The 248-nt window shown below is 52.8% G+C and carries 1 protein-coding gene; it reads left to right on the top strand.

What is annotated here, in order from left to right:
- Positions 1-85: 85 nt before the first annotated feature.
- Positions 86-248, top strand: a 163-nt coding sequence (locus RVY79_RS22110; protein ID WP_411161778.1) for a SymE family type I addiction module toxin, incomplete at its 3' end; no start/stop codon positions are given.

Genomic DNA, 248 nt, shown 5'->3' with positions numbered 1-248 from the left:
ATATACAGGTATTTAGCGCGGTGCGGATGTGCGCCAACACACCCGCATCGCTAATCACAATCACTATTCCTGGAGAATAGCAGTTATGACTGACACGCATTCTATTGCACAACCGTTCGAAGCAGAAGTCTCCCCGGCAAATAACCGTCATGTCACCGTCGGTTATGCGAGTCGCTACCCGGATTACAGCCGTATTCCCGCCATCACCCTGAAAGGTCAGTGGCTGGAAGCCGCCGGTTTTGCCACTG

Origin of the sequence: Chromohalobacter sp. HP20-39 (genome assembly GCF_033052815.1) — a bacterium.
In the GTDB taxonomy this organism is placed as follows: Bacteria; Pseudomonadota; Gammaproteobacteria; order Pseudomonadales; family Halomonadaceae; genus Chromohalobacter.
The sequence above is the reverse complement of the archived record's forward strand: the minus strand, read 5'-3'. Positions and strand labels throughout refer to the sequence as shown.